We start from the raw sequence: 22,459 nt of genomic DNA on the forward strand, positions 1-22,459 counted from the left end.
TGGCTGCGAGCCAATATACTCAACGCATCCCGCCGGGCCAGTGCCCGCACGGGTTACGGGGACGGGCGCCGGTCCCGGCGACGCGGGGGATCGCCGGGACCGGCGCCCGCCGCGTCCCGCGGCGACGTCAGGCCAGCAGGTCGAGCACCCCGCGCAGCGCGTCGGGCCGGCCGGCGGCCGGCAGGTGGTCCACGAAGTGCACCGGGCAGCCGAGCGCGGCCGCGCCGCCGTCGGCTTCGCGGTCGTCACCCACCATCAGGGTGTCCTGCGGCGCCACCCCCAGTGCCTCGCAGGCCGCCAGGAAGATCGCCGGGTCGGGCTTCTGCCGGCCGAACTCGTAGCTCAGCACGAAGGCGTCGACCAGCTCGGCGAGACCGTGCGCGGCGAAGACCGGCCGCAGGTCCCAGCCGATGTTGCTGACCACCGCCACCGGGACGCCCCGCGCCCGCAGCTCTGCCAGCACCTCGGCGGCGTCCGGGTACGGGCGCCAGGCCGCAGGCGACATGTGCCGGTCGTAGAGCACGTCGTGGATGTCCCAGGGCAGTCCGCTGGCCCGGGACTGCACCCTGTACGCGTGCCGGTGCAGCTCGGCGGTCAGATCGCGCTGCTCCCAGGCGGCCTCCGCCTCGGGCCGCCAGCCGGCCGGCGTCGCCCCGCCGGGCTGGGCGCCGAACCGTTCCAACCGCTCGGCCCAGTACGCGATCTCGTCGTCGGGCGCTTCGACGCCCGCCGCCTCCAGCGCCCCGCGCAGCCAGTCGGCGCACGGCTCGATGCGGAAGACGGTGCCGGAGAAGTCGAACATGCAGCCTTTGGCCTTCATCGCCTCGCCTGTCGCCGTGGTCGCGTTGCCGGGGCCGGCCCCGCCGTCTGTCCGAGGGCCGGACCCGGCGTCCTGTGCCCGTCCTTGCTCCGGTGCGGGACCCGCCGGCCCGGTCACCAGGTCAGCGCGCCCAGGCCGGGGCCGAACGCGATCAGCAGCGGCACGGCCGGCACCAGCAGGGCGCAGGCGCTCATCCGCACCCGGCGGGCCAGTGGCAGCCGCGGTGCCGGGTCCAGCAACCGGTGCACCCGGCCGGGCAGCGCGGCCAGCGGTACGGGAGCCGGGCCGAAGACGCCGCGCTCCTCGTTCAGTTCCACCAGGGCCAGAGCCGTGGTGAGCCGGCCGAAGCGGCGCGAGGCGGTGTCGTCGGCGGCCAGTTCGACCAGGTGGTGCACCTGGTCGCGGAAGGCGGCGAAGACCGGTACCTGCGGGAAGCCGCCCGCGAGCGCCCCCGCGCAGTGCAGCAGCACATCGTGCCTGGCCCGCATGTGCCCCTGCTCGTGCGCGAGCACCGCGTCGAGCTGGCGGCCCTTGAGGCGGCCGAGCGCCGCCGTGGTGATGACCAGCCGCGGCTCCGCACCCGAAAGCCACCAGGCGTCGGACCTCGGGTCCTCCAGCACGACCAGGCGCTCGCCCGCCGGCACCTCCTCACCCGGCAGCCGCGGCGAGCGCTCCCGCAGCTCGGCCCGGCGCTGCCTGCGCCTGCCGCGTGCGGTGCGGATCTCGCGGGTGAGCATCGCCACCGTCCACAGCCCGCCCAGCGCGAGCGTCACCGCAAGCGCGCCCGCGCCGCGGCCGTATTCGGACAGGCCGTACGCGTCGACCACGCCGTGCGGCGCGAAGGCGAAGACGTGGCCGCGCACGGCCGCCCACGCGGCCGAGGCGGTGAGCGCCAGCGCAGACAGGCAGCACAGCAGCACGGCGGCGACCACGCACTGCCACACCCACAGTGCCAGCACCGGTTCGCGGTCCGGCCACTGGGCACGGGACAGCAGTCGCGGCGCCATTGCCGCCGTCAGTGCGCCCAGGACCAGCAGCACGAACGGGACCGTCATGACGATCACCCTAGGAGCGCGCGGTAAGCGGCGGGGGCGCCCGGCACCCGATGTGACGCATCCCTCACAGGAGCATGCGGGCCGCAGACGCCGCAAGGGCCGCGGTGCGGCTCCCACCGACGCGGGGCACCGCTTCGGCGGCGCGGTCGAAGGCCGCGGCGTCGGAGGTCAGAGCGTCAGGGTGAGGGTCAGAGGGTCGGGGTCAGAGGGTCAGCAGCATCGCGAACATCGCCAGGGCCATCGCCACCCGGCACGCCGCCGCCACCTCGGGGGCGTGCCGCAGGCGTATCGCGCCGCCAGGGGGCACGGGGACGGTGGAATGGGCCGGGTGGGGGCCGGTCGGCATCGCCAGCCGGCTGCCGGCGTGCAGTACGTACCCGGCGAAGTACACCAGCAGCAGCCCGGTCAGCAGCGGGGCGCCCGCGCTCGTGTGGGCGGCATGGCCGGTGCTCGCGGGACCCGCGCCCGCCATCGCCGCCGCCATGTAGACCATCGCCCCGGCGCACACCGAGTGGTGCATCTGGTGGCTCGTCGGGAGCGGGGACGGTCGCAGGGTGTGCACGGCGACGGCGGCGAAGACGACCGCGAGCATCGCCGTACTCCAGCGCGGCGGGTCGAAGACCGACAGCGGCACGGCCATCACCGCCATCCCCACGCCGAGCAGCGCCTCGCTCCGCGCCTCCCGGCGCAGCACGCACGAGACCGCCGCGGCGGCGCTGAGCGCCACGAGCAGCCAGGCCACCATCGGCGGTCCGTGCATCGCCCCTCCCCCCTCGGACCCGCGGACCGCCCGGTGCGACGGCGGCCCGAGGACAAGCTGCCCGGTCACGGCGGCGCACACGCAAGCGCACTGGCGTGGAAGGGGGAGCGCGTTCCCGCCGCGCGCGCCGCACCGGCCGGGGCGCCGTACCGGACCGCGGACCGCCGGTCAAGGCGCGGCGCCCCGGCGCACAGGTCCGCACCGTGCCCCCGCGGCCGCGGGACGGGCTCGGTTAGCCTGTCGGCCATGGACACCGCCGCCGGCCCCGGCTTCCGCCCCGCCACCGCAGAAGACGTCCCCGCGCTCGTCGCGCTGATCGAGTCCGCCTACCGCGGCGACGCGAGCCGCGCGGGGTGGACGACGGAGGCGGACATCCTCCAGGGGCAGCGCACCGACCCCGAGGGTGTGCTCGCGGTCATACGGAACCCCGACAGCAGGCTGGTCGCGGTCGAGGCCGGCGGCGAGCTGGTGGCCTGCTGCCAGCTGGAGCACCGCGGCGACCACGCCTACTTCGGGATGTTCGCGGTGCGCCCCACGATGCAGGGGGCCGGGCTGGGCAAGGTCATCATCGCGGAGGCGGAGCGCTTCGCCCGCGACGAGTGGGGCGTGGCCGAGATGCACATGACGGTGATCTCGGTCCGTGCGGACCTGATCGCCTGGTACGAGCGGCGCGGCTACACCAGGACCGGGCAGACCACCGCCTTCCCCTACGGCGACGAGCGCTTCGGTCTGCCGACCCGCGACGACCTGGAGTTCGAGCTGCTGACCAAGAAGCTCGGCTGACCCGGAGCCGCCCGGTCAGGCAGCGGGCTCGGCCGGCAGGTCGGTGGCGACTCCGTCCAGCCGCAGTGCCCGGGCCAGCGCCCAGTCCTGCGCCGTGTTCACCGTCCAGGCCATCACCGCGATGCCCGCGGCCTGGCAGCGGCGTACGACGTCCAGATTCAGCTGGGTGAGGTCGAGGCTGACCAGCCGCGCGCCGACTGCCTGCGCGCGGGGCACGATGTCAGGGCCGAGCTTTCCGGCCACCAGCACGGTGGGGACGTCCGGCAGCAGCGAGTGGATCTCGGCGAGCGCGTCGTCGTGGAAGGACAGCACGCTGACCCGCTCGGTGGCCCCGCGCTCGCGGAGGGTGTCGGCGAGCGCGCGGGCCGCCGCGGTGTCCTTGATCTCCGCCTGGATCGGGCGGTCCACCGCGTCGAGCACCTCCTCGAAGACCGGCACCCGCTCGCCGAGACCGGCGTCCAGCGTGCGGATCTCGGCCAGCGTGAGGTCGCGGATCAGCCCGCTGCCGTCCGTGGTGCGGTCCACTTCGGCGTCGTGCATCACCACCAGCGCGCCGTCCTTGCTCAGGTGCAGGTGCAGGTCCAGCTCGACCTGGTCCAGGCCGGCCTGCTCGGCGCGGCGGAAGGACCGCAGGGTGTTCTCCGGCTCGACGCCCATGACGCCGCGGTGACCGACAGTGAGGAAGCTCATACCGGCACCATATGCGGCCCGGGCGACGCGGGGCCGAACGCACCGTGACGAGTCGGCGCAACGGGATATGCCGCTGAATCACACCTCTCAAACCGGGCAACGGCCGCAAGAACACCCGCGGAAGGGCTATCGGGCGGGATGATCTGCTTCGGGCCGCCTTGAAGCGGGAACAATCTCATGGATACGGTGTGGCTACGGCAAATTTTTCAGCAGAGGAGCGGTCATGGGTGAAGTTCTTTCGTCGGCGACGGCTCGCGCCGACCGGATATCCGGGGACGACGTGATCGGTCACCCCGCGTGGGCGACGCTCAAGCAGGCGGTCGAGGCCGTCAGGCCCTGGCAGCTCAAGGACGGCTCGATCGACTTCGATGCCGAGGGCGCACCCTCCCGCGAGGACGCCGAGCGCACCGTCGAGCGGGTGGCGGACGCGGTCGGGCAGCTCACCGCCGTCCTGCCGCACGACGCCGACTACCACCGCGCCCTGGCCGCCGACCTGCGCCGCTGGGCCGGCGAGGGATTCGGCGTCCCCGACTTCCTCGACTCCCTGCTGGCCTTCCAGCCGTCCGCCGACCGCCTCGACGGCCGCCGCCATGTGGTCGTCTTCCCGATGTACACGCAGAACGGCAACCCGGACCGGAACCTGGAAGCCGTCGCCCTGCGGGTGACCTGGCCGGACTGGCTCGCGGAGCTGGAGCGCACCCGCTACGACAACCCGCAGTTCGTACCGATCACCTTCGAGGACTTCACCCCCGGCTACGACACCAACTCCGCGGTGCTCTTCCCGGAGACCGTCGCCGTGCGCAAGCCCCCGGAGCGCTGGAGCTGGGGCGCGATCTTCTGCGACCGCGAGGCGGCCCGCTTCCGCGCGGTGACCGCCGCCGCCGTGGACACCCTCGGCCTGGAGCTGCCGCCGGAGGCCGCGCGGCTGGTGGACGACCAGGAGCTGGCCCAGCAGACGTACGTGCTCTGGGACATGATCCACGACCGCACCCACAGCCACGGCGACCTGCCGTTCGACCCGTTCATGATCAAGCAGCGGGCGCCCTTCTGGATGTACGGGCTCGAAGAGCTGCGCTGTGACCTGACCACCTTCCGCGAGGCCGTCAAGCTCCAGGCCGAGGGCCACCCCATGGGGCTCGGCGTGCAGTACGCCATCCTCTTCGACCGGCTCTTCCGCTTCCCGGTCACCGGCGAGCGGGTCCGCAACTACGACGGACTCGGCGGTCAGCTGCTTTTCGCCTACCTGCACAAGCACGACGCCGTACGCTGGACGGACAACACCCTGCACATCGACTGGGAGCGCGCACCGCAGGTCACCAACCAGCTCTGCGCCGACATCGAGACGCTGTACCGGGACGGTATCGACCGCCCCAAGCTTGTGCACTGGTTCGCCGCCTACGACCTGGTCGCAAGCTATCTCTCGCCGCATCCCGGCTCGGTCTGGGCCAAGGGGCCGGACGCCCTGGACCTGACGCTGCCCCCGCGCAAGCTCGTGGACGACGTGCTGGCGGACGAGTTTCCGCTCAGCATGTTCTACGAAGCCCTTGCCAAGAAGCTCCGCGAGGTGATCGCCTCCACCAAGGGGATCACGGGCGAGAGCCCGGCACGGAGCGCCGCGTGACCGGTGCGGCCGAGGAGGCGGACATGACGACGGACACGTATTCGGGCGGTCTTGACGGAGCGGTGATCGCGGTGGCGGGTGCCGGCGGACCAGCCGGCCGCGCCGTACTGCAGCGGCTGGCCCGCGCGGGCGGCCATGTGGTCGCGGCGGACGCCGACCCCGAACGCCTGGCAGAGGCCGTCGACGCGGCGCGCTACGACGCCGGCGGCGCGGACATCACCGGCGAGATCGTCGACCTGCTCGACCTGGAGGCCAGCCAGGACTGGGCGGGCCGGATCGAGAAGGACCACGGCCGGGTCGACGGCCTGGTCCACCTGGTCGGCGGCTGGCGCGGCTCCGCCTCCTTCCCGGAGACCGAGCTCGCCGACTGGGACGTCCTGCACAAACTGCTGATCCAGACGGTGCAGCACACCTCGCTCGCCTTCCACGACGGCCTGATGCGCAGCCCCGGCGGCCGCTATGTGCTGATCAGCGCGGCCGGCGCCAGCAGCCCCACCGCGGGGAACGCCGCATATGCGGCGGCGAAGGCCGCGGCCGAGGCCTGGACGCTCGCGCTCGGCGACTCCTTCAGCAAGCTCAGCGGCCCCGACGGACCCACGGCGGCGGCCACTGTCCTGGTGATCAAGGCGCTGGTGCACGATGGCCTGCGGGCCGAGCGCCCGCAGGCCAAATTCGCCGGTTTCACCGATGTACGCGATCTCGCCGACGCGATCGCGGACGTCTGGAACCGCAACGCCGACGATGTGAACGGGACCCGCCAGTGGCTGACGCCCCAACCGTGACCGACCCGACCGACCGCACCGGCCCCGCGGGTCCCGCAGCGCCGCCGACCGACGCCGTACGACGGCACGACCCGGCCTCGCGCGGCTTCGCCAGCGACAACTACGCGGGCGTCCACCCCGAGGTGCTCGCCGCCCTCGCGCTGGCCAACGGAGGCCACCAGGTCGCCTACGGCGGCGACGAGTACACCGCGCACCTCCAGGAGGTCTTCCGGCGGCACTTCGGCCCCACCGCCGAGGTCTTCCCGGTCTTCAACGGCACCGGTGCCAACGTGACCGCGCTGCAGGCCGTCACCGAGCGCTGGGGCGCGGTGGTCTGCGCCGAGTCCGCGCACATCAACGTGGACGAGTGCGGGGCGCCGGAGCGGGTCGGCGGGCTGAAGCTGCTCACCGTGCCGACCCCGGACGGCAAGCTCACCCCCGAGCTGGTGGACCGGCAGGCGTACGGCTTCGACGACGAGCACCGGGCGCAGCCGCAGGTCGTGTCGATCACCCAGACCACCGAGCTGGGCACCTGCTACACGCCCGAGGAGATCAAGGCGCTCTGCGACCACGCCCACCAGCTGGGCATGGCCGTGCACCTGGACGGCGCGAGGCTGGCCAACGCGGCGGCCAGTCTGGGGGTGCCGCTCGCCCGCTTCACCACCGAGGCCGGCGTCGACATCCTGTCCTTCGGCGGCACCAAGAACGGCCTGCTGCTCGGTGAGTGCGTGGTCGTGCTCAGCCCCGAGCGGGTCCGCGCGCTGCTGCATCTGCGCAAGCTGTCGATGCAGCTGGCGTCGAAGATGCGCTTCGTGTCCGTGCAGTTCGAGGCGCTGCTGGCCGGCGACCTGTGGCTGCGCAGCGCCGAGCACGCCAACGCGATGGCCCGCAGGCTCGACGCCGCGGTGCGCGGCATCGACGGGGTGCGGGTGATGCGGCCCGTGCAGGCCAACGCGGTCTTCGCGCTGCTGCCGCGCGAGGTCAGCGAGCGGCTGCAGAAGCGCTACCGCTTCTACTTCTGGGACGAGTCGACGGGCGAGGTCCGCTGGATGTGCGCCTTCGACACGACGGAGGACGACGTGGACGGCTTCGCCGCGGCAATTGCCGAGGAGATGGCCTCGGGCGCCTGACGCCGGGACCGCGTCTCTGAATAGATATACGGAGCACGGTAATTCGATTGAACGGAGGATCGGTGGCTCTCTAGGGTTCGGCGCATGGAACCGATCCCGGAGACCTCCGGCCTCTCCGCATATCTTGCTGCCGACGACGTCATAGACCACCACGACCCGGTGGTGCGGGAGACCGCTGCGCTGCTGGCGGAAGGCACCCACACTGCGCATGATTATGCGGAGGCCGCCTTCGAATACGTCCGCGACGCGATCCCGCACTCCTTCGACTCGGGAGACCCGCGGGTCAGCTGGCGGGCGTCCGACGTGCTGGAGCAGCGCAACGGCATCTGCTACTCCAAGTCGCACGCCCTGACCGCGCTGCTGAGATCCCGCGGCATCCCCGCCGGGCTCTGCTACCAGCGGCTCACCGAGGACGACGGCTCGGACCCCGCTCTGCATGGCCTGATCGCCCTGCTGCTGCCAGGTGCCGACCGCTGGAGCCGGCTGGACGCCCGGGGCAACAAGCCCGGCGTGGACGCGCGCTTCTCGCCGGCGGAGGAGCGGCTGGCCTTCCCGGTGCGCCCGGAGCTGGGGGAGTGCGACTACCCGCTGGTCTACGCCGCCCCGCTGCCGGCCGTGGTGGCCTGCCTGCGGGCCGCGCCCAGCAGCTCCGGGATCGTGGTGCCGACCGCCCTGCCCGGGGCTTCCTAGCCTGCCGCCAGCTGCTCGCGGTCCCGCTCCGCCGCCACCTCGGGTGTCGGGGCGGTGCCGCCGAGGTGCGAGGGCAGCCACCACCGGTCGTCGGGGCCGGAGGGCCGGCCCGGGTACGTACGCTGGGCGTCGTCCAGCAGCTCCTGCACCCGCAGCCGCAGCCGACGGGTCAGGGCGCCCGCCCTCTCGTCCGCGTGCGGCCGCATCTGCTCGCCGATCCGCAGCGAGATCGGGAACCTGTTGCGGCCCAGGCTGCGCGGGCGGTCCTTGGTCCACAGCCGCTGGGAACCCCACAGCGCCATCGGCAGCAGCGGCACCCCCGCCTCCATGGCCAGCCGGGCGGCGCCGGACTTGAACGACTTGAGGGTGAAGGACTGCGAGATGGTCGCCTCGGGGAAGACCCCGATGATCTCGCCGCTGCGCAGCGCCTCCAGCGCGTGCGCGTAGGCGTGCATGCCCTCGGAACGGTCCACCGGGATGTGCTTCATGGCGCGCATCAGCGGACCCGACACCTTGTGCCGGAAAACCGACTCCTTGGCCATGAAGCGCACCAGCCGCTTGGCCGGCAGCGTCGTCAGCCCGCAGAACATGAAGTCCAGGTACCCGATGTGGTTGCTCACCAGCAGCGCGCCGCCCTCGCGCGGCACGTTCTCGGTGCCCCTGATGTCGAACCGCAGGCCCTGCACCTTGAACATGGTGCGGGCGAAGCCGATCACCGGGGGATAGACGAGTTCGGCCATGGCGGAGCACCTGCTCTCTCCGGGGTGGCGCTCCCGGCGGAAGTTACGCGCCCGTAGGTTCTCGGGCCGCTGAGCGATGGTGCCCCGGAGGCAGGGCCGCTGTCACCCCGGGCGGCCGTGCCACGGGGAGATTCTTCTCACGTCACGCCGATGTCACCCCTGTGCCCGGTCCGCGTCGCGGGCCCGCCGCCCGGTCAGCCGGCCGTACGCCGTAGGACCAGGTACATCTCGCAGCCGAGGCAGTAGGCGAAGGCCGCGTTCAGGAAGGCGGCGGCCAGCGCGCAGCCGGTGGCCGCCATCCCCAGCCACTGCGGCCCGGCCAGGTAGCCGACCACCCCGACGGCCGCGAAGGCCAGCCCCACGGCCTGGGCGAAGCGTGGCGGCGCCGCGTCCTCGGTGGCCGTGGGCGGCCCGATCCTGGGGCGTATCAGGGTGCGGAAGACCCAGCCGTACGGCGAGCGCTGCACACCGGCCACGGCGCCCACGGCGAAGAGCGCGGCCTGCACCGCGAGCAGCGGGCCGCTGCCGGTGACCAGGACCACCGCGAGCACCGCGGTGGTCAGGGCCGCGCCGAACCGGGGGCCGCGTACGTCGATGTCCATGACGGGAATGATGACCTACCGGCGGGCGGTCGTGACCGCGGGAATCATTGCGGTCGTATGAACGCTGACTTGCGGGAATACAGTGCGGTTCGCGCGCGGGTGACAATGCGGCGCGGTGAGGGTGGCGGCGGAGGAGGAGCGGTGATGACGGGTCTGGTGGTCTGCCTCGCCGTGCTCGCGGCGGCGAGCGCCTTCGGTGTCCTGCACCGGCGGCGGGACGGGAGGGTCCGGGTGGGTGCCAAGGACGGCGGCGAGCGGCTGACGGCGGCGGATCTCGGCGGGCCGCTGGGGGAACGTGCCACGCTCGTGCAGTTCTCCAGCGCCTTCTGCGCGCCCTGCAGGGCGACCCGGCGGGTGCTCGCCGAGGTCACCGGCATGGTCGAGGGGGTGCGCCACGTGGAGATCGACGCAGAGGCGCAGCTCGATCTCGTACGGCGGCTGCACATCCTCAAGACCCCGACCGTGCTCGTCCTCGACGCGGACGGCTCCGTGGTCCGCCGGGCGTCGGGCCAGCCCCGGCGTGCCGACGTGATCGCCGCGCTGGGCGCCGCGGTCTGACAGGGCCTTTCGGCGCGGCGCGGTCCTGCCGCGGGCGGGGTGCCGCGCGGGCGTAGGGCAGGTCACAGTGGAGGAACCTTGCCAAGCGGCGGCGCTCTCTGTGTACTGGCGAGTAATATATCCGCCGGGGTACTCACCGCGACGCGTGCTGCGTTCCGGCGGGGAGCCGCAGCCACAGGCGCCTATGCTGCCAATTCCGGGGCACTTGCCAGGGCGCTGCCGGGGCAGTTGACGAAGACGTGCAGGACGAAGCAGTAGGAGAGCAGGCGTGAGCTTGAGGATCGTAGTCGCTGTGAAGTACGTGCCCGACGCCACCGGCGACCGTCACTTCGCCGATGACCTGACCACCGATCGCGACGCGGTCGACGGCCTGCTGTCGGAGCTGGACGAGTACGCCGTCGAGCAGGCGCTGCAGATCGCCGAGTCGGCGGAGGGTGCGGAGATCACCGTGCTGACCGTCGGTCCCGAGGACGCCAAGGACGCGCTGCGCAAGGCGCTGTCGATGGGTGCGGACAAGGCGATCCACGTCGAGGACGACGCGCTGCACGGCACCGATGTGATCGGTACGTCGCTGGTGCTGGCCAAGGCCATCGAGCACGCCGGGTACGACCTGGTCGTGACCGGTATGGCCTCCACCGACGGGACGGCGGGTGTGGTGCCCGCGCTGCTCGCGGAGCGGCTGGGTATCCCGCAGGTCACCCTGCTGTCGGAGGTCGCGGTGGCCGGCGGCAAGGTGACCGGGCGCCGCGACGGGGATGCGGCCAGCGAGCAGCTGGAGGCGTCGCTGCCCGCGCTGGTGTCGGTCACCGACCAGTCGGGCGAGGCCCGCTACCCGTCCTTCAAGGGCATCATGGCCGCCAAGAAGAAGCCGGTGGAGGCCCTCGACCTGTCCGACCTGGGCATCGACGGGGCCGAGGTGGGCCTCGTCGGCGCCTGGAGTGCCGTGCAGGACGCCACCGCCCGCCCGCCGCGCACCGCGGGCACGATCGTCAAGGACGAGGGCGAGGGCGGCAAGCAGCTCGCGGCCTACCTCGCGGAGCAGAAGTTCATCTGATGGACGGCCCCGCCCGGCGCCCTTCGCCCGGGCAGGGCAGCGACCGCAGGCCCGCCCCCGCCCCTCACTTTCCGCAGGAGAACGATTCCCATGGCTGAAGTCCTCGTCCTCGTCGACCACGTGGACGGTGCCGTCCGCAAGCCGACCCTCGAACTGCTGACCCTGGCCCGCCGGATCGGCGACCCGGTCGCGGTCCACCTCGGCCCCGGTGCCGAGACGGCCGCCCCGGTGCTCGCCGAGCACGGCGCGGTCAAGGTACTGGCCGCCGACGCGCCGGAGTTCACCGACTACCTGGTGGTGCCCAAGGTGGACGCGCTGCAGGCCGCGGCCGCCGCCACCTCGCCCGCCGCCGTCCTGGTGGCCTCCTCCGCCGAGGGCAAGGAGGTCGCGGCCCGCCTCGCGCTGCGGCTCGGCTCCGGCATCATCACCGACGCCACCGACGTGACCGCGGGCGACGACGGCCCGGTCGCCACCCAGTCGGCCTTCGCCGCCGCCTTCACCACCCGCTCCCGGGTCAGCCGCGGTGTGCCGGTGATCACCGTCAAGCCGAACTCGGCGCCGGTCGAGCCCGCCCCCGCCGCCGGCACCGTGGAGCCGCTCGCGGTCACCTTCGGTGAGCTGGCCACCGGCACGAAGGTCGTCGCGCGCACCCCGCGCCAGTCCACCGGCCGCCCCGAGCTGACCGAGGCCGCGATCGTGGTCTCCGGCGGCCGCGGCGTCAACGGCGCCGAGAACTTCTCGGTCATCGAGGCGCTCGCCGACTCCCTGGGCGCGGCCGTCGGCGCGTCCCGGGCCGCGGTGGACGCCGGCTGGTACCCGCACACCAACCAGGTCGGCCAGACCGGCAAGTCGGTCTCGCCGCAGCTCTACATCGCCAACGGCATCTCCGGCGCGATCCAGCACCGGGCCGGCATGCAGACCTCCAAGACCATCGTCGCGGTCAACAAGGACGCCGAAGCACCCATCTTCGACCTCGTCGACTACGGCGTCGTCGGCGACCTCTTCCAGGTCGTCCCCCAGCTCACCGAGGAGATCACGGCCCGCAAGGGCTGACCCTCCCCGCCGCGGCCCCCGTACGCGCCGCGTACGGGGGCCGCGGCATGCCCGTGCGGGTGTTGACCGGCGGAACGCCTCGGACTAGCGTCGCTTCAACGATTTGTTGAAGCCTGGGGAGGGTGGCCCATGCCGCAGCCGGCCGGTACGACACTGACCGACGCCCACGTCGCCGGGATCGGCGCGTCACTGGCAGCCACGGACGCCGAACTGGCCCGCCGCTACCCCGGCGACCCCGGCACCCGGCAGCCCGTGCACACCGTCTACGTGCCCGCCGACGCCTTCACCGCCGGGACCGTGCGGGAGTGGGGCGACCGGGCGCTCGCGGCCCTCGACGAGCACGCGCCGGATTCCGGGGCGCTCGCCGCCGTGCTCGGCCTGCCCGGCGGCCTCGCCGCCGAGGTCCACGACCGGGTGCGGGACAAGCTGCGCCGCGAGCCGGTCGAGGACCTGCGGATCGACTTCGAGGACGGCTACGGCGCCAGGCCCGACGCGGAGGAGGACGCCGCGGCGGTGGCCGCCGCGCGCACGGTCACCGCGATGACCGCCGACGGCACCGCGCCGCCCTGGATCGGCATCCGCATGAAATGCATGGAGGCCGCCGTCCGCGACCGGGGCATCCGCACCCTCGACCTCTTCCTGACGGCGCTGCTCGACGGCGGCGGGCTGCCGGCGGGGCTGGCCCTCACCCTGCCGAAGGTGACCTTCCCCGCGCAGGTCGCCGCGATGGCGGAGCTGTGCGGGCAGTTCGAACGGGCCGTGGGACTGCCGGACGGCAGGATCGGCTTCGAGATCCAGATCGAGACCACGCAGTCCATCCTCGGCCCGGACGGCACTGCGACCGTGCCCCGGCTCATCGACGCTGCAGCCGGCCGCGCCACCGCACTGCACTACGGCACGTTCGACTACAGCGCCGCCTGCGGGATCAGTGCCGCCCACCAGGCCCCCGACCACCCGGCGGCCGACCACGCCAAGGCCGTGATGCAGGTCGCCGCCGCAGGCACGGGCGTACGGCTCTCCGACGGCTCCACCAACGTGCTGCCGGTCGGCCCGGCCGAGGCGGTGCACGACGCCTGGCGGCTCCACTACGGCCTTGTACGGCGCTCGCTGGCCCGCGCGTACTACCAGGGCTGGGACATGCACCCGGCGCAGCTGCCGACGCGTTACGCGGCCGTCTACGCCTTCTACCGGGAGGGCCTGGACGCCGCGGCGGCGCGGCTGGCCGGCTACGTGGCCAAAACCGCCGGCGCGGTGCTCGACGAGCCGGCGACGGCCCGCGCGCTCAGCGGCTACCTCCTGCGCGGCCTGGACTGCGGCGCCGTGGACCCCGCGGAGGTCGCCTCCCGCACCGGCCTGACCCGCGCCGAGTTGGACGCGCCGGCCGGACGCTAGCCCGCCGGGCGGATCCCGTCCGCCCGGCAGGCGCCGGCGCCCGTCAGTACGCCGGCGGGATCTCGCCGGAGCCGCGGGCGATCAGCCGGGCCGGCAGCTCCACGCGGCTGGGCTCCTCCGAGGTCGCGCCGTCCAGCCGGCGGAAGAGCAGTTGCGCGGCGTTGCGGCCCAGGCCTGCGGGGTCCTGCGCGACGACCGTGACCGGCGGGTCGAGCAGGTCGGCGAGCTCGAAGTCGTCGAAGCCGACCAGCGCGACCGGCTGCGGGCGGCCGGACAGGACGCGTACCGCGGTGACGGTGACGCGGTTGTTGCCCGCGAAGAGCGCGGTGACGGGCTCGGGTCCTGTCAGCATGGTGGCCAGCGCCGCCCTGACCCGCTCGGGGGTGGTGGGGCCCATCGCGTACCAGTCGGGGCGCACCGGCAGCCCCGCGTCGGCCATCGCCTCCCGGTAGCCGCGCAGCCGCTCGCCCGCGGTGTGGATCCCGGGCTGGTCGCCGATGAAGCCGATCCTGCGGTGGCCGTGCGCGATCAGGTGCGCGACGCCGGTACGGGTGCCGCCGGCGTTGTCGGTGAGGACGACGTCCGCGTCGATCCGGCCGGCCGGCCGGTCCACGAACACCGTGGCCACGCCCGCTTCGATCTCCGGGATGAGATAGCGGTGGTCGTCGCTGGCGGGCACCACGACGAGGCCGTCGACCCGGCGGGCGCAGAAGGCCAGCACCAGCTCCTGCTCGCGGCGCGGGTTCTCGGTGCTCGAACCGGTGAAGAGCAGGGCGCCGTGCGCGCGCGCCACGTCCTCCACGGCGCGGCTGAGCGACCCGTAGAAGGGGTCGGCGAGGTCTTCCAGTACCAGCCCGACGCTGGCGGTCCTACGGGTGCGCAGCAGGCGGGCGCTGTCGTTGCGCCGGAATCCGAGGGCGTCGATGGCGGACTGGACGCGCGCCACGGTGTCGGGCGTCACACCCGGTTCCTCGTTCACCACCCGGGACACCGTCTTGAGTCCGACGCCCGCCCGGGCGGCGACATCCTTCATAGTGGGCCGGGGGACACGTCCAGGAGTATGGGTCACGGTCGTAGTATTCCCTGCGGCAAGAGATGGACAACGTTGTCACGGTCAGGCGAGACTACCCCTGGGGCCGCCGTCGCGGAACCCGGGCGACACAACGACGAAGGAGACCCCCGAACGATGCACCCCCACGGCGCGATCGGTCCACTCGTGGCCGCACTGGACATCGGCGGTACGAAGATCGCCGGGGCGCTCGTCGACACCGAGGGCCGCCCCGTGGCGCGGTCCCTGCGGCCGACGCCCGCGGGCCGGGACGGCGAGACGGTGATGCAGGCCGTCGCCGAGGTCGTCGCGGAGCTGCGCGCCGCGCCGCAGTGGCCGGCCGCGGTCGCCGTGGGCATCGGCAGCGCGGGTCCCGTGGACGCCCTGCACGGCACCGTCAGCCCGGTCAACGTACCCGGCTGGCGGGACTTCCCGCTGGTCCCGCGGGTCGGCGAGGCGGCCGGCGGCCTGCCGGTGGTGCTCACCGGCGACGGCGTCGCGATGACCGCGGCCGAGCACTGGCAGGGCGCCGCCCGCGGCTACGACAACGCGCTGTGCATGGTGGTCTCGACAGGCGTCGGCGGCGGCCTGGTGCTCGGCGGCGCCCTGCTGCCCGGGCCTACCGGCAATGCGGGCCACATCGGCCACATCAGCGTCGACCTCGACGGCGACCCGTGTCCCTGCGGCTCGCGCGGCTGCGTCGAGCGCATCGCCAGCGGCCCCAACATCGCCCGCCGCGCGGTGGAGTCCGGCTGGCTGCCGCCGGCCGGCACCGAGCCGACGGCGGCCGCCGTCGCCGAGTCCGCGCGGGCCGGTGACCCGCTCGCGATGGCGTCCTTCGATCGGGCCGCCCAGGCGCTCGCCGCCGGTATCGCGGCGACGGCGACCCTCGTCGAGATCAACGTCGCCGTGATCGGCGGCGGAGTCGCGGGCGCAGGACCGGTGCTCTTCGACCCGCTGCGCGACCACCTGACCCGTTACGCCACCCTCTCCTTCGCGGCGGGCGTGGACGTGGTCCCGGCCAAACTGGGCACGGACGCCGGCCTGGTGGGCGCCGCGGCCGCGGCGGCCCAGGTCCTCGGCCTCGCGGGCTTCGTGGCCGGCTGACCGCGATACGCGGGTGGTGACGCGGGCGGCCGTCCCGGTGCGCTGAGCGCCGTCCGGAACCGGGTCCGGTCGGCGGGCGGCCAGAACTGCCTCCGTCCGTGGCGGCCCGGCGGGAAGCCCTGGGGCCGGCGGCCGGTCGGTCTTGCTGTCGCCCGACGGGCTGCCGTCCGCGCTCGTGGCGGCCAGCGGCCGGGTGCGGGCCCGGGTTGGCCCGGCGGGAAGCCCCGGTCGGGCGTTCGGTCTTGCTGTCGCCCGACGGGCTGCCGTCCGCGCTCGTGGCGGCCAGCCGCCGGGTCCGGGCCCGGGTCGGCCCGGCGGGAAGCCCCAGTCAGGCGGTCGGCCTTGCAGTCGCCCGACGGGCGGGCGGCCTCCTCGACGGTGGCCGCCGCGCGTACTCCACCCGTTCAGCCGCGCCTGGCGGAGCCCGGTGAGGACGCGGGTGTCGGGGGCACCTGCTGCGGCGATGACGCCGGGACGGGTCGCGCGGCAATTGCCGTGGCGGCCCCGGACACCGCGGCCTGCCTGCGGGCGAGGCGGGCCAGCAGCAGGATCGCGGCGGCGCCGGCGAGGCAGGCGGCGGCGCTGAGCAGGAAGGCGTGGTTGGCGCCCGCGGCCAGTGCGGCGGCGGGGGAGTGGCCGTGGGCGGCGGTCGCGACGGCGACGGTCAGGGCGACGCCGAGCGCGGAACCGACGTAGCGGGCGGTGTTGTTGGCGCCGGAGCCCATCGCGCTGCGCTCGGCGGGGACGCTGGCGACGGCCAGCCGGGCCAGCGCCGCGTTCAGGATGCCGCTGCCGACGCCCGCCACGGCCAGGCCCGGGAAGAGCCGTCCGTAGGAGCCGCCGACGTGCATGCCGTACAGGGAGCCCTGGCCGAACGCGGATATCGCCAGGCCCAGGGCGGCCTGGGTGTCCGCGCCCATGTGCGGGGCGAGCCGGCGGGAGAGCAGCGCGAAGAGCGCGGAGACGCCGGACCAGACGACGAAGAGCAGGCTGGTGGCGATCGCGCCGGTGCCGAGCACCCCTTGCACCATGGTCGGCAGGTAGCTGAACAGGCCGACCACGGCCAGGCCGGTGGTCAGCGCGCCGACGCCCGCGGCGAGGAAGGTCGGGCTGCGCCACAGCGCCGGGTCCAGCATCGGTTCCGCCACCCGGCGCTCCACCGCGGCGAAGACCGCGAGGACGACGACGGCCGCGGCCAGCGGGATCAGCACGGCGGGCCGCAGCCACCCGCCGCGGCTCTCGCCGAAGCCTGCGACCAGGGCGGCCGTGCCCGCGCCGAGGGTGACCGCTCCCGCGAGGTCGAGGCGGCGCGTGTGCGCGGCACGCGATTCGGGGACCGCGGCGGTGAGCGCGGCCACCGGCACGGCGAGCAGCGCCAGGCCCCAGTACAGCGAGCGCCAGCCCCAGACCTGGGTCAGTACGGCCGCGTAGACCGGGCCGACCGCGATCCCGCCGCCGACGGTCGCACCCCACACGCCCAGCGCGCGCACCCGGTGCCGGCCGGCCGGATGGGTGTCGGCGATCAGGCCGAGTCCGGCCGCGAGCACGGCGGCGCTCGCCACGCCCTGCAGGATCCGGCCGGCGAGGAAGACCGCGGTGCCGGGGGCGGCGGCCGACAGGGCGGTGGCGAGCACCAGCAGGACGGCGCCCGCGCCGAACGTACGCCGCCGCCCGCGGGCGTCCGCGACGCTGCCCATGGTGAGCAGGAGGGCGGCGAGGCCCACCGGAGTGCCGGTGAGCATCCAGGTCTGGGCGACCGCTCCTGAGTGCAGCCCGTGTGCGGTGTCGGCCAGCGTGGTGGCGGGGGCGGTGAAGGCCATCAGCGTCAGCAGGGTGCCGAGGCCCACGGTCAGCAGGGTCGCCGCGGCGCCCGGTGCGGCGCTCGCTCCGGCCCCCGGGCCGGGTCCTGCCGGGTGGTGGGGCGAGGCGGCGTCGGGAGCCGCGGTGGTCGGTGCGGCCTGGGCGTCCATCAGGTTCCTCCGCAGGGCGGTCGGGCCGGGAAGCATGGGGTAGGTCTGATCAACGAACTGACTCTCGGGGGCTGAGCCTAGCATGTGAGTCTGTTCACCGAACCTGACGGTATGGTGGGCCGTATGGCACTCGGCACCGATTACGCGCAGCAGGACTGCACCCTCGCCCGCGCCCTGGAGGTGGTCGGCGAGCGCTGGAGCCTGCTGATCGTGCGGGACGCCTTCTACGGGGTGCGCAGGTTCAATGACTTCCTGGTCCACCTGGACATCCCGCGGGCCGTGCTCACCGCGCGGCTGGCGGCGCTCACCGAGGCCGGAGTGCTGCGCAAGGAGGCATACCAGCAGTCGCCGCCGCGGTACGACTACGTCCTCACCGACGCGGGGCTCGATCTGTGGCCGCCGCTGCACGCGCTGATGCGCTGGGGCGGCAGGCACGCGTCGCGGGGCGAGCCGACCAGGACCTTCCACCACGCGGCCTGCGGCTCCCGGCTCGACATGACCGGCGGGTGCCCGGCCTGCGAGGTGGCGCAGGTGGCTCCCGCCGACGTCGAGATGCGCTGGGTGTCCGACGCCGGCCGCCCTGGCCGTGTCGACCAGGTGGCTGCCGCACTGGCCACCACGTCCCCGCTGCTGCGCCCGGTGCGCGGCGCCGCCGGGGCCGACGCGTTTGCCGGGGGCGATGATCCGGGCAATTCGTAGGGGTCTACGGAGAAGGGGGCACCGTGATCATCTGGGTGAACGGGGCGTTCGGCGCGGGCAAGACCAGCGCCGCACGGGAGATGCTCGACCTCGTACCGGAGAGCACTCTGTACGACCCCGGCGTGCTCGGGGGCTGCCTGCGGCAACTGCTGCCGGAGAAGCGGCTCCAGGAGGTCACCGACTACCAGGAACTCCCCATCTGGCGGCGGCTGGTGATCGAGACCGCCGCCGCGCTGCTGGCCGACGTCGGAGGGGTCCTCATGGTCCCGATGACGCTGCTGCGGCAGGAGCACCGCGACGAGGTCTTCGGCGGGCTGGCCTCCCGCGGGATCGATGTCCGGCATCTGCTGCTCGACCCCGGAGAAACGATCCTGCGCAGCCGGATCGCCGCATGGACGCAGTACTCCGACCGCTCCCCGGTGGGCGACGCCGCCCGCCGCTGGGCGCTGGAACGCATCCCCGACTACCTCGACGCGCTGCCCTGGCTGGCGCGCGACGCCCATGTGCTGGACACGGCCGACCTGACGCCGCGGGAGACGGCGCTGCGGCTCACCGAGGCGGTCGGCCGGGGCGCCGGGGCCTGCGGCATCGTGCAGACCCCGGAACCGCGGACCGAGACGGTGGCGGCCGGGGTGCTGCTCTTCGACGACGCCGACCGCGTGCTGCTCGTCGACCCCACCTACAAACCCGGCTGGGAATTCCCCGGCGGCGTCGTCGAACGCGGCGAGTCACCGGCGCGGGCCGGACACCGCGAGGTCGCCGAGGAGTTGGGCATCGAGCTGACCGGCGGGCTCGAACTCCTGGTCGTCGACTGGGAGCCGCCGCAGCCGCCCGGCCACGGCGGGCTGCGGCTGCTCTTCGACGGCGGCCGGGTGCCGACCGCCGACATCGGCCGGCTGCTGCTGCCGCCCGCAGAACTGCGCGACTGGCGCTTCGTCACCGAGGACGAGGCCGCCGGGCTGCTGCCGCCGGTCCGGCTCGACCGGCTGCGCTGGGCGCTGCGCGCCCGTGAACAGGGCCGCCCGCTCAACCTGGAAGCAGGCCACCCCGCCGAATGACCCTCGACCGGTCCCGCCCCTCGCACCCCGCGGGGCGGGACCGCCACCCGTGCTGCCCCTCGGGACCGGCTCAGCCCGCCGCCGGCGCCTTCGACGCGGCATAGCGCTGCAGGAAGACCGCCTCCGCCAGCGACAGCCGCTCCAACTCCTGCGGCGACACGCTCTCGTTGACCGCGTGGATCTGCGCCTCCGGCTCGCTCAGCCCGATCAGCAGGATCTCCGCCTCCGGATACAGCGTCGCCAGCGTGTTGCACAGCGGGATCGAACCACCCTGGCCGGCGATCGCCAGCTCCTGCCCGTACGCCTCCCGCATCGCCTCGGCCATCGCGGTATAGGCCGGGCTCGTGGTGTCGGCCTGGAAGGGCTGGCCGATGCCGGTCTGGGTCACCTCGACCCGGGCGCCCCAGGGCGCCGCCGCCTTCAGGTGCGCGGTCAGGGCCTGCGAGGCCTGATCCGCCGTCACGCCGGGCGGCACCCGGACGCTCACCTGCGCACCCGCCGCGGCCTGCACCGAGGGTGTGGCGCCGATGATCGGCGGGGCGTCGATACCCAGCACCGTCACCGAGGGGCGGGCCCAGATGCGGTCGGCGACACTGCCGGTACCGACCAGCTCCACCCCGTCGAGCACCTTGGCGTCCCGGCGGAAGTCCTCCTCCGGGTAGCTCAGCCCGGCCCAGGTGCCGGAACCGTCCAGCCCCTCGACGGTGGTCGCCCCCGAGGCGTCCCGCAGCGAGTTGAGCATTCTGATCAGCGCGGCGAGCGCGTCGGGCGCCGCCCCGCCGAACTGCCCCGAGTGCAGGTTGCCCTCAAGCGTGGCGACATGCACGTCGAGCCGCACCATGCCGCGCAGCGACGAGGTCACGGTCGGCATCCCCACCCGGAAATTACCCGCGTCGCCGATCACGACCGCGTCGGCGGTGAGCAGCTCGGGGTGCGCCTCCGCGTACCTTTCGAGCCCGCCCGTGCCCTGCTCCTCCGAACCCTCCACGATCACCTTGACGTTCACCGGGACACCGCCGTGCTCCCGCAGTGCCCGCAGCGCGGTCAGGTGCATCACCACGCCGCCCTTGCAGTCCGCGGCACCCCGGCCGTACCACCGGCCGTCACGTTCCGTCAGCTCGAACGGCGGCGACAGCCACGCCGACTCGTCCAGCGGCGGCTGCACGTCGTAGTGCGCGTACAGCAGCACCGTCGGCGCGTCGGCAGGGCCGGGCAGCAGACCGTAGACCGACTGGGTGCCGTCCGGCGTGTCGAGCAGGGCCACGTCCTGGAAGCCCTCCTCCCGCAGCGCGGCAGCCACCCAGCCTGCGGCCTTCTCGCTCTCGCTGCGCGGGAACTGCCGCTCGTCGGCCACCGACGCGTACGACACCAGCTCTGCCAGCTCGGTACGCGCACGGGGCATGAGTGAGGCCACGGTCTCGGACAGCGGAACGGACGGCATGGGCTGCTCCTTGCAGGAATCGGGGGACTGCTGTGGTGGTTGGTGCACACATCGGGTCGCTGCCGATGGTGCCACAGCGAGCTGACCGCGACGGGCGCAATAGGATGCCCTGAGCAGGGGCGACGACAGCCGGACAGGCGAGCGGGAGCGGAAACAGACGTGAGCGGTGAGCAGGCGGCGCAGGACAGCGGTGCGGGGGACGGCGGAACGCCGACGGTCTGGGACGTCGTCGTGATCGGCGCAGGCCCCGCGGGAGCGTCGGCGGCCCATGCCGCAGCGGTCAGCGGCCGCCGGGTCCTGCTGCTGGAGAAGGCCGAACTCCCCAGGTACAAGACCTGCGGCGGTGGCATCATCGGCCCGTCGCGGGACGCGCTGCCGCCCGGTTTCGAACTGCCGCTGCGCGACCGGGTGCACGCGGTCACCTTCAGCCTCAACGGCCGGCTGTCCAGGACCAAGCGCTCCCGGCAGATGCTCTTCGGGCTGATCAACCGCCCCGAATTCGACGCCGCCCTGGTCGACGCGGCCCGCGAGGCCGGCGCCGAGGTGCGTACCGGAGTGACCGTCTCCCGGGTGGAGCAGCACGGCCCAGGTGTGCCCGACCGGCGCACGGTGGCGGTGATCGTGAACGGCAGCGGGGGAGCGGCAGGCAAGCGCGACGAGGAGATCGTCTACGCCCGCGCCGTGGTCGGCGCCGACGGCAGCGCCAGCCGGATAGGAGCCCATGTCGGGGTCAAACTCGACCAGGTCGACCTCGGCCTGGAAGCCGAGATCCCGGTGCCGGCCGCCGTGGCCGAGGACTGGAGCGGCCGGGTCCTCATCGACTGGGGTCCGCTGCCCGGCAGTTACGGCTGGGTCTTTCCCAAGGGCGACTCCCTCACCGTGGGCGTCATCTCGGCCCGCGGCGACGGCAGCGCCACCAAGCGCTACCTGGACGACTTCATCGCCCGCCTCGGCCTGGCCGGCTTCGAGCCGAGCGTGTCCAGCGGGCACCTCACCCGCTGCCGCGCCGACGACTCGCCGCTGTCCCGCGGCCGGGTGCTGGTCTGCGGCGACGCTGCGGGCCTGCTCGAACCCTGGACCCGCGAGGGCATCTCCTACGCGCTGCGCTCGGGCCGGCTCGCGGGGGAGTGGGCGGTGCGCATCGCCGAGGCGCATGACGCGGTGGACGCCCGCCGGCAGGCGCTCAACTACGCCTTCGCCGTCAAGGCCGGCCTGGGCGTCGAGATGGGCGTCGGCCGCCGCATGCTGACCCTCTTCGAGCGGCGCCCCGGGCTGCTGCACGCGGCCCTGACCACCTTCCCGCCGGCTTGGAGGGCCTTCGCAGGGATCACCCGCGGCAACCGCTCGCTGGCCGAGCTGGTCCGTACCCATCCGATGGCCCGCCGGGCGCTGGACAGCGTGAGCCGGGCCTGACGGCCTCCTCCGCG

At 73.9% G+C, this 22,459-nt stretch carries 22 protein-coding genes; 13 read left to right on the forward strand and 9 right to left on the reverse strand.

Annotated features, from left to right (window positions below; genetic code table 11):
• Positions 1 to 127 precede the first annotated feature (127 nt).
• The 3 genes from NFU81_RS08855 to NFU81_RS08865 all read right to left on the reverse strand — a co-directional run bounded on the left by NFU81_RS08855 (position 128) and on the right by NFU81_RS08865 (position 2,635).
• Positions 128 to 820 carry an HAD family hydrolase gene (locus NFU81_RS08855; RefSeq protein WP_251487052.1) on the reverse strand — a complete coding sequence of 231 codons (693 nt, stop codon included), beginning with the start codon at positions 818 to 820 and terminating at the stop codon, positions 128 to 130.
• A 113-nt stretch (positions 821 to 933) separates the two neighbouring features.
• Positions 934 to 1,875 carry a M56 family metallopeptidase gene (locus NFU81_RS08860; RefSeq protein ID WP_251487055.1) on the reverse strand — a complete coding sequence of 314 codons (942 nt, stop codon included), beginning with the start codon at positions 1,873 to 1,875 and terminating at the stop codon, positions 934 to 936.
• Positions 1,876 to 2,077: 202 nt separating this feature from the next.
• Positions 2,078 to 2,635, reverse strand: a complete 558-nt coding sequence (locus NFU81_RS08865) for a DUF5134 domain-containing protein (RefSeq protein WP_251487058.1) — start codon at positions 2,633 to 2,635, stop codon at positions 2,078 to 2,080.
• Positions 2,636 to 2,881: 246 nt separating this feature from the next.
• Here NFU81_RS08865 and NFU81_RS08870 point away from each other — a divergent pair, with 246 nt between their 5' ends.
• Complete coding sequence (locus NFU81_RS08870) at positions 2,882 to 3,418, forward strand: GNAT family N-acetyltransferase (RefSeq protein ID WP_251487059.1); 537 nt, start codon at positions 2,882 to 2,884, stop codon at positions 3,416 to 3,418.
• Positions 3,419 to 3,433: 15 nt separating this feature from the next.
• Here NFU81_RS08870 and NFU81_RS08875 read toward each other — a convergent pair whose 3' ends face one another.
• Positions 3,434 to 4,108 (reverse strand): glycerophosphodiester phosphodiesterase, encoded by a 675-nt coding sequence (locus NFU81_RS08875; RefSeq protein ID WP_251487062.1) that lies wholly within the window; start codon positions 4,106 to 4,108, stop codon positions 3,434 to 3,436.
• A gap of 223 nt (positions 4,109 to 4,331) precedes the next feature.
• On the opposite strand from NFU81_RS08875, the gene NFU81_RS08880 reads away from it, so the two are divergent.
• From NFU81_RS08880 to NFU81_RS08895, 4 genes are all read left to right on the forward strand, one after another.
• Positions 4,332 to 5,729: a DUF6421 family protein gene (locus tag NFU81_RS08880; protein ID WP_251487064.1), complete on the forward strand. Its 1,398-nt coding sequence runs from the start codon at positions 4,332 to 4,334 to the stop codon at positions 5,727 to 5,729.
• Positions 5,730 to 5,752: 23 nt separating this feature from the next.
• The gene (locus tag NFU81_RS08885; protein ID WP_251487067.1) at positions 5,753 to 6,511 is read left to right on the forward strand and encodes an SDR family oxidoreductase; all 759 of its coding nucleotides are present in this window, start codon (positions 5,753 to 5,755) and stop codon (positions 6,509 to 6,511) included.
• Positions 6,490 to 7,620, forward strand: coding sequence for a threonine aldolase family protein (locus tag NFU81_RS08890; protein ID WP_422665169.1), 1,131 nt, complete (start codon positions 6,490 to 6,492; stop codon positions 7,618 to 7,620). Before NFU81_RS08885 ends, NFU81_RS08890 begins: the two co-directional genes overlap by 22 nt.
• Before the next feature lie 84 nt (positions 7,621 to 7,704).
• Positions 7,705 to 8,310 (forward strand): transglutaminase-like domain-containing protein, encoded by a 606-nt coding sequence (locus tag NFU81_RS08895; protein ID WP_251487071.1) that lies wholly within the window; start codon positions 7,705 to 7,707, stop codon positions 8,308 to 8,310.
• Here the strand turns inward: NFU81_RS08895 and NFU81_RS08900 are convergent.
• Positions 8,307 to 9,050 carry a lysophospholipid acyltransferase family protein gene (locus NFU81_RS08900; protein ID WP_251487075.1) on the reverse strand — a complete coding sequence of 248 codons (744 nt, stop codon included), beginning with the start codon at positions 9,048 to 9,050 and terminating at the stop codon, positions 8,307 to 8,309. The genes NFU81_RS08895 and NFU81_RS08900 overlap by 4 nt on opposite strands.
• A gap of 194 nt (positions 9,051 to 9,244) precedes the next feature.
• Positions 9,245 to 9,652, reverse strand: a complete 408-nt coding sequence (locus tag NFU81_RS08905) for a DUF4395 domain-containing protein (RefSeq protein WP_251487078.1) — start codon at positions 9,650 to 9,652, stop codon at positions 9,245 to 9,247.
• Between the two features lie 144 nt (positions 9,653 to 9,796).
• Here NFU81_RS08905 and NFU81_RS08910 point away from each other — a divergent pair, with 144 nt between their 5' ends.
• From NFU81_RS08910 to NFU81_RS08925, 4 genes are all read left to right on the forward strand, one after another.
• Entirely contained in the window at positions 9,797 to 10,210 is a 414-nt protein-coding gene (locus NFU81_RS08910; RefSeq protein WP_251487081.1) for a TlpA family protein disulfide reductase, read from the forward strand.
• 268 nt (positions 10,211 to 10,478) lie between these two features.
• Positions 10,479 to 11,264 carry an electron transfer flavoprotein subunit beta/FixA family protein gene (locus NFU81_RS08915; protein ID WP_251487084.1) on the forward strand — a complete coding sequence of 262 codons (786 nt, stop codon included), beginning with the start codon at positions 10,479 to 10,481 and terminating at the stop codon, positions 11,262 to 11,264.
• 90 nt (positions 11,265 to 11,354) lie between these two features.
• Positions 11,355 to 12,317, forward strand: coding sequence for an electron transfer flavoprotein subunit alpha/FixB family protein (locus NFU81_RS08920; protein WP_251487087.1), 963 nt, complete (start codon positions 11,355 to 11,357; stop codon positions 12,315 to 12,317).
• Between the two features lie 129 nt (positions 12,318 to 12,446).
• Positions 12,447 to 13,709 (forward strand): DUF6986 family protein, encoded by a 1,263-nt coding sequence (locus NFU81_RS08925; protein ID WP_251487090.1) that lies wholly within the window; start codon positions 12,447 to 12,449, stop codon positions 13,707 to 13,709.
• 43 nt (positions 13,710 to 13,752) lie between these two features.
• Here the strand turns inward: NFU81_RS08925 and NFU81_RS08930 are convergent, their stop codons facing one another.
• Complete coding sequence (locus NFU81_RS08930) at positions 13,753 to 14,742, reverse strand: LacI family DNA-binding transcriptional regulator (RefSeq protein WP_251487093.1); 990 nt, start codon at positions 14,740 to 14,742, stop codon at positions 13,753 to 13,755.
• Positions 14,743 to 14,895: 153 nt separating this feature from the next.
• Here NFU81_RS08930 and NFU81_RS08935 point away from each other — a divergent pair, with 153 nt between their 5' ends.
• Positions 14,896 to 15,864 carry an ROK family protein gene (locus tag NFU81_RS08935; RefSeq protein WP_251487096.1) on the forward strand — a complete coding sequence of 323 codons (969 nt, stop codon included), beginning with the start codon at positions 14,896 to 14,898 and terminating at the stop codon, positions 15,862 to 15,864.
• Positions 15,865 to 16,268: 404 nt separating this feature from the next.
• Here the strand turns inward: NFU81_RS08935 and NFU81_RS08940 are convergent, their stop codons facing one another.
• Complete coding sequence (locus NFU81_RS08940; protein WP_251487099.1) at positions 16,269 to 17,870, reverse strand: MFS transporter; 1,602 nt, start codon at positions 17,868 to 17,870, stop codon at positions 16,269 to 16,271.
• 87 nt (positions 17,871 to 17,957) lie between these two features.
• Between NFU81_RS08940 and NFU81_RS08945 the strand changes: the two genes are divergently transcribed.
• The gene (locus NFU81_RS08945) at positions 17,958 to 18,533 is read left to right on the forward strand and encodes a winged helix-turn-helix transcriptional regulator (RefSeq protein WP_251487101.1); all 576 of its coding nucleotides are present in this window, start codon (positions 17,958 to 17,960) and stop codon (positions 18,531 to 18,533) included.
• A gap of 23 nt (positions 18,534 to 18,556) precedes the next feature.
• Positions 18,557 to 19,591 (forward strand): NUDIX hydrolase, encoded by a 1,035-nt coding sequence (locus NFU81_RS08950; protein ID WP_251487105.1) that lies wholly within the window; start codon positions 18,557 to 18,559, stop codon positions 19,589 to 19,591.
• 70 nt (positions 19,592 to 19,661) lie between these two features.
• On the opposite strand, the gene NFU81_RS08955 is transcribed toward NFU81_RS08950, so the two are convergent.
• On the reverse strand, positions 19,662 to 21,032 hold the full coding sequence (locus tag NFU81_RS08955) for a dipeptidase (RefSeq protein ID WP_251487109.1): 1,371 nt from the start codon (positions 21,030 to 21,032) through the stop codon (positions 19,662 to 19,664).
• A gap of 159 nt (positions 21,033 to 21,191) precedes the next feature.
• On the opposite strand from NFU81_RS08955, the gene NFU81_RS08960 reads away from it, so the two are divergent.
• Positions 21,192 to 22,445, forward strand: a complete 1,254-nt coding sequence (locus NFU81_RS08960; protein ID WP_251487112.1) for a geranylgeranyl reductase family protein — start codon at positions 21,192 to 21,194, stop codon at positions 22,443 to 22,445.
• Positions 22,446 to 22,459: the final 14 nt, after the last annotated feature.

Source organism: Actinacidiphila cocklensis, from assembly GCF_907177275.1.
Lineage (GTDB): Bacteria > Actinomycetota > Actinomycetes > Streptomycetales > Streptomycetaceae > Actinacidiphila > Actinacidiphila cocklensis.